The sequence below is a fragment of the Mesorhizobium sp. M2A.F.Ca.ET.037.01.1.1 genome (genome assembly GCF_003998075.1).
Lineage (GTDB): Bacteria > Pseudomonadota > Alphaproteobacteria > Rhizobiales > Rhizobiaceae > Mesorhizobium.
Genome location: NZ_RZSA01000406.1, coordinates 1 through 5,452 on the forward strand (window position 1 = coordinate 1; position 5,452 = coordinate 5,452).

General features: G+C 63.5%; 6 protein-coding genes and 2 pseudogenes. 1 reads left to right on the forward strand and 7 read right to left on the reverse strand.

Annotated elements, in window-relative coordinates:
- Positions 1-145 (forward strand): annotated as a pseudogene (locus tag EOA27_RS42210) (NAD-dependent dehydratase); the annotation flags it as partial.
- Positions 146-203: 58 nt separating this feature from the next.
- On the opposite strand, the gene EOA27_RS19880 reads toward EOA27_RS42210, so the two are convergent.
- The 7 genes and pseudogenes from EOA27_RS19880 to EOA27_RS19910 form a co-directional block, all read right to left on the reverse strand.
- The gene (locus tag EOA27_RS19880) at positions 204-911 is read right to left on the reverse strand and encodes a GntR family transcriptional regulator (protein ID WP_189343212.1); all 708 of its coding nucleotides are present in this window, start codon (positions 909-911) and stop codon (positions 204-206) included.
- 116 nt (positions 912-1,027) lie between these two features.
- Positions 1,028-1,756: an aspartate/glutamate racemase family protein gene (locus EOA27_RS19885; protein ID WP_126078726.1), complete on the reverse strand. Its 729-nt coding sequence runs from the start codon at positions 1,754-1,756 to the stop codon at positions 1,028-1,030.
- Between the two features lie 11 nt (positions 1,757-1,767).
- The gene (locus tag EOA27_RS19890) at positions 1,768-2,490 is read right to left on the reverse strand and encodes an ABC transporter ATP-binding protein (protein WP_127256944.1); all 723 of its coding nucleotides are present in this window, start codon (positions 2,488-2,490) and stop codon (positions 1,768-1,770) included.
- Positions 2,487-3,266 carry an ABC transporter ATP-binding protein gene (locus tag EOA27_RS19895; protein ID WP_126078728.1) on the reverse strand — a complete coding sequence of 260 codons (780 nt, stop codon included), beginning with the start codon at positions 3,264-3,266 and terminating at the stop codon, positions 2,487-2,489. The genes EOA27_RS19890 and EOA27_RS19895 overlap by 4 nt, the downstream gene beginning before the upstream one ends.
- A gap of 3 nt (positions 3,267-3,269) precedes the next feature.
- Positions 3,270-4,250 carry a branched-chain amino acid ABC transporter permease gene (locus EOA27_RS19900; RefSeq protein ID WP_126078729.1) on the reverse strand — a complete coding sequence of 327 codons (981 nt, stop codon included), beginning with the start codon at positions 4,248-4,250 and terminating at the stop codon, positions 3,270-3,272.
- Between the two features lie 7 nt (positions 4,251-4,257).
- Entirely contained in the window at positions 4,258-5,124 is an 867-nt protein-coding gene (locus EOA27_RS19905; protein ID WP_042638857.1) for a branched-chain amino acid ABC transporter permease, read from the reverse strand.
- A gap of 81 nt (positions 5,125-5,205) precedes the next feature.
- A pseudogene (locus EOA27_RS19910) lies at positions 5,206-5,452 on the reverse strand (branched-chain amino acid ABC transporter substrate-binding protein); the annotation flags it as partial.

Sequence of the window (5,452 nt, forward strand, 5' to 3'; positions counted from 1 at the left end):
TTTCGGGTGGCTCGCCATGTTCGCCGGCCTCGACCTGCCGGCGTCGAGCGAATGGACGCGCGCGCATCTCGGCTGGCAGCCGACCGGACCCGGGCTCATCGCCGACCTTAAGCAGATGGACTATTCGCAAGCCGCCACGGCATAGATGGCTCCCCGGGGCGGTTCGGCAACCAAGCTGAACCGCCTCAACGTCCCCAGTTGGGTTAGGCGCGCAACAGATCCGCCAAACTGTCGGATTTTTCAACCTTGTCCGTGAGATCGAGTCCCGACAGCAGGTCGACCAAGTGGCTGTTCATCAAGGCGGCCGCGTCGGCGCTGTTGCCGACTTCGATCGCGTCGACCAGGGCGTGATGGGCGTGCTTCTCGCAGGTTGCGTCACGGCGCTTCCAGTAAAGAGCGATGATCAGCGAGGAGTGCGAGACGAGATCGCGCACGAAGTTGGTGAAGACCGAATGCGCCGCGATCTCGGCGATGCCGACATGGAAGCGCGCCGACAGCATGATGGCGTCGCTGTCGCGGCCGTCATGCAGCGCCTCATGCTCCTTTTCGAGATGGAGGCGCAATTGCACGATGTCCGACGGCACCGCCGCCCTGGCGGCAAGCGCCGCCACCTTGGGCTCGATCAGCGCCCGAGCCTCGAACACCTCGCGCGCCTCCATCTTCGACGGCTGCGCGACAAAGGCGCCGCGATTGGGCTCCAGCCGTGCCAAGCGGTCGTGCGCCAACGCCTGCAGAGCGGCGCGAACGACGGTGCGGCTCACCGAATAAATCGAGGCAAGCTCGTCTTCCGGCAGCTTCGTGCCCGGCGCGAGGCGATGGCTGACGATGGCGTCCCTCAGCCCATAATAGATCGGCGACCAGCGTGCCGCCGGCTTGTCTTCTCGATCATCTTCCCTGAGTACCGTCAACATGCTCTTCAACGCGCAGGCGTAGCACGCCTGATTTGCCTCCATTGGTAGAGGTCGGTTCAATCTAATATGGCTTGCGCGGTGGTCAATCCCGGGCAACCAGCCTTACACGACCTGTCTCAGTCGGCCGGCGACAGCGAGGCGAATATACCGGCAAACTGCTTGCCGCGCGGCGCCGCATAGCCGCCGATCTTCGATGTCTTCAAGCCGACCTTGAACAGGCTCTCGGCCAGCGTGACGGCGCAGACCACGCCGTCCAGCACCGGAACGCCATGCTCCTCGGACAGGCTGCGCGCCAGGTCGGCCATGCCGGCGCAGCCGAGCACGATCGCCTCGGCATGGTCCTCGCGAATGGCGCGCGCAATCTCCTGCGATATCCGATGTCTTGCATTCGAACCCGGACGTTCGAGCTCAAGCACGGCGACATCCGATGAGCGCACCTTGGCGCAGCGCGAGGCGAGGCCGTATTTGGCCAGATTGTGCTCGATCGCCGGCACCGAGCGGGCAAGCGTGGTGACGACGCTGAACTTGCCCGCGACAAGGCTCGCCATATGAAACGCCGCCTCGCCGATACCGATGACGGGAGCCTCGGTGGCGCAACGCGCGGCATCGAGGCCGGTATCGTCGAAGCAGGCGATGACATAGGCGTCGGCCTGTGCTTTGCCCATCTCGGCGATGATGCCGGGTATCGCGAAGACCTCGTCGAAATAACCTTCGATGCTCGGCGGGCCGTCGGCGGGATTGACGGCGACGATCTCTGTCGGGCCGGAGGCGACGCTTGCCGCCGCCTCGCCGATCTTGGCGGTCATCGACTGGGTGGTGTTGGGGTTGATGACGAGAATGCGCATGCCAATCAGCCTCAGATCTCGCCGCCGAGATAAAGACGCTTGACCCGGTCGTCGGTCAGCAGTTCGGCGGAGTTGCCGCTCAGCGCAACACTGCCGGTGGTCAGCGCACAGGCGCGCTGCGAGATGCGCAGCGCCATACGCGAATTCTGCTCGACCAGGAGCACGCTGACCTTCTCGTCGCGATTGATGGCGACGATCGAGCGGGCGATGTCCTGGACGAGCTTTGGCGCGACGCCCAGCGACGGCTCGTCGAGCAGCAACAGTTTCGGCTTCGCCATCAGCGCGCGGCCGATGACCAGCATCTGCTGCTCGCCACCGCTCATCGTGCCGGCGGCCTGCGAGAAGCGTTCCTTGAGCCGCGGAAAGCGGCCCAGCACCATCTCCATCGATGCGGCGATCTCGGATTTGCTGGTGCGCGTGAAGGCGCCCATCAGGAGGTTGTCCCTGACTGACATATAGGGGAAGACGCGGCGTCCCTCCGGCACCATGGCGATACCCATCTTGACGATCTCGTCAGGCGCGGCGCCGTCGATCCGCTTGCCGCTGTAATGGATTTCGCCGGACCGGATCTTGCGCAGGCCGGTGATGGCGCGAAGGATCGACGATTTGCCGGCGCCGTTGGCGCCGATCAGCGCGACGGTCTCGCCCTCGTTGACCTCGAGCGAGACGCCCTTCAGCGCGTAGACGTGGTCGTAATAGAGCTCGACATTCGCGAAGTTCAGGATCTGGTTCATAGGCCGATCGCCTCGTCTTCGCTGCCGAGATAGGCCTCGATCACCTTGTCGTTGGCCTGGATCTCCGACGGCGTTCCCTCGGCGATCTTCTGCCCGAAATTGAGCACCACGAGCCGGTCCGAAATCTTCATCACAGCCGGCATGTCATGCTCGACCAGAAGTATGGTCAGGCCACGCTCGCGCAGACGCCGCACCATCTCGACCATGCGCATCGTTTCGTCATGGTTCATGCCGGCGAAGGGTTCGTCGAGCAGCAGGATGGAAGGATTGGTGGCGAGACCGATGGCGATGCCCAACGCCCGCAAATGGCCATGCGGCAGGTTGCGGGCAATCTCATAAGCTAGCGAGGAGAGGCCGAGCAGCGCCAGAATCTCATCGGCCGATTGGCCGAAAGCCGCTTCGTCGGCTTTTGCCGTGCCGGTGCCGAGGAAGAAGCCGAACAGGCTCGCCTTGGAGCGCAGATGGTGCGCGATGATGACGTTGTCGCGCACGCTCATGTTCTTGAAGATGGTGGTTTCCTGGAAGGTGCGCACCACGCCCCTGCGGGCGGCGATGTGCGGCGCGAGGCCGGAGATGCGTTCGCCCTTCAGGCGCACCTCGCCTGTCGTCGGGCGCAGGAAAGACGAGATCAGCTTGAACAAAGTCGACTTGCCGGCGCCGTTCGGACCGATCACCGACAGGATCTCTTTCTCGCGCACCGAAAAGGAGACGTCGTTGACCGCGACCAGACCGCCGAAGCGTTTGGTGAGACGCGAGACCTCGAGCATTTCGGCCATGGCTCAACCCTTCTTCCGGGTCGTTTCGGCAAGGCTGAGCAGGCCGTTGGGCAGCACCAGCATCAGGACGATCATCAGGGCGGAATAGATGAGCAGCTGGAACTGGCCGGTCTGGAACAGAAGGTCCCAGCCGAAATAGAGCACCAGCGTGCCGAGCATCGGACCGAACACATAGCCGAGGCCGCCGAGGAAGCAGTTCAGCATGAAGTTGACGGAATCGGTGACCGTAAAGCTCGACGGGTAGATCGACTGCGAGATGGCGGCGAAGATGGCGCCGGAAACGCCGCCGAAGAAGGACGAGACGGCATAGGCGATGACGCGCAGATAGGCGATGTTGACGCCGATCGAGGAGGCGAGCTCCTCGTTCTGCTGCAGCGACTGGCACAGCTTGCCAATGCGCGAATTGACCAGCCGGTACATGATGGCGAAGCAGACCACCATCAGCGTAACCGCCAGCAGGTAGAAGGCGAGCCGCGAATTCTGCAGCGTGGCGAAATCGGGGATGAGCGTGATGCCGAAGACCGACAGCGCGCCGGGCAGCGGGATGCTGACGATGCCCTTGGCGCCGTTGGTGATCGGCAGCGCCAGAGCGAGCAGGCGCGCAACCTCGGTCAGCACCAGCGTGACCATGGCGAAATAGACGCCGCGCAGGCGCAGGATCGGCAGGCCGATCAGCACGCTTGCGGCGGCGCAGAACAGGCCTGCGGCTGGCAGCGTCAGCCAAAACGACCAGCCATGGTTCATCACCAGTATGGCCGAGACATAGCCGCCCATCAGCGCATAGGCGCCCTGGCCGATATTGATGCGTCCGATGTAGAAGGTGAGCCAGACGCCGGCGCTGGCGATGCTGAGCAGCGCCACCGAGGTCAGCGTGTAGTAGAGGTCGAAGCGGCCGCTCGACGAGATCGCAGCCGGCACGGCGATGAAGACGATCGCGAGGAAGGCGACGACCGCGGCGATCCTGGTGTTGCGATTGACGGTCATGGCGCCATCAACCCCAGGGCTTGCCCATCAGCCCGTTGGGGCGGACCGACAGGAACACCATCAGGGCGGCGAAGATGACGAGATAGGTGACGTCGCCATATTCGCGCAGCACGGTGAGGCCGACCGACTCCATCATGCCGAGGATGAAACCGCCGGCGATCGCGCCGCCGACAACGCCGGCGCCGCCGATCATCACCATCAGGAAAGCCTTGATCGAGATCGGCCCTCCAATACCTGAATTGACACCGGTGATGGTGACCAGCAGCCCGCCGACGACGCCCGCTAGCATGGCGCCCATGGCGAAGCCGATCATCGAATAGCGGTCAACGCGGACGCCCATAAGCTGGGCGGCGACACGGTCCTGTGCAAGCGCCCGCATGGCGCGGCCGACCCGGCTGTACTGCATGTAGAGCACGAACGCCGCGATGAAGACTATCGCCAGCGCGCCGACGACGATGCGGTCGTAGGGCATGATGATGCCAACGTCGTTGAACACGCCCTTGACGATTTTGGGAACGCCGCGCTGCTTCTCGCCGAACAGAAGCAGGATGACGGCGTCGAAGAAGAAGGCGGTCGCGGCGGCCAGTAGCATGGTGCTTTCCTCGCGATGGCTGCGCCGGATGACGGTTCGGAAGAGGAATTTCTCCATCAGCGCGCCGATGACGGCGAGCGTCACGCCCGAGGCGAGCAGCGCCACCACGAAAGGCAGGCCGAGCTGGCCGTAGACGGTGTAGGTGATGAACCCGCCCAGCACATACATCTGGCCGTGGGCGAAATTGAGCACGTTCATCAGGGCGAAGATCAGGGTCAGCCCCAGCGCGATCAGCGCATATTGGGCACCGAGATACAATCCGTTGGCGATGACCTGTTCCATGGATACCTTCGATCTTCCATCGAGTCCGGCCTATCGACCGGACCCCATGGCAAGCTTGAGGAAATACGCTCGAAGGTTACGCTAGTCGACGGAGCCGACGAACAGGGTCTGGAAAGCGCCGTCCTTGTATTCGTTGACCACCATCGGCACCGAGAGCTGGCGCTTCTGGCCGAAGGACGTCGCGCCGACATAGCTGAGCTTCGCGTCGCCCTTCAGGAAGGGATTGGGCGCGGTGAAGGTGTCCATGGTCTTTTTGAATTCGGCGACATCGCTGATGGCCGCCGGATTGGCCTTCAGCGTGTCGAGGATGTATTCCAGCGCGTAGACC

Bases quoted from the DNA above. Each gene is read 5' to 3' on its own strand.
- EOA27_RS19880 (WP_189343212.1), bottom strand. From the start codon at position 911: ATGTTGACGGTACTCAGGGAAGATGATCGAGAAGACAAGCCGGCGGCA.
- EOA27_RS19885 (WP_126078726.1), bottom strand. From the start codon at position 1,756: ATGCGCATTCTCGTCATCAACCCCAACACCACCCAGTCGATGACCGCC.
- EOA27_RS19890 (WP_127256944.1), bottom strand. From the start codon at position 2,490: ATGAACCAGATCCTGAACTTCGCGAATGTCGAGCTCTATTACGACCAC.
- EOA27_RS19895 (WP_126078728.1), bottom strand. From the start codon at position 3,266: ATGGCCGAAATGCTCGAGGTCTCGCGTCTCACCAAACGCTTCGGCGGT.
- EOA27_RS19900 (WP_126078729.1), bottom strand. From the start codon at position 4,250: ATGACCGTCAATCGCAACACCAGGATCGCCGCGGTCGTCGCCTTCCTC.
- EOA27_RS19905 (WP_042638857.1), bottom strand. From the start codon at position 5,124: ATGGAACAGGTCATCGCCAACGGATTGTATCTCGGTGCCCAATATGCG.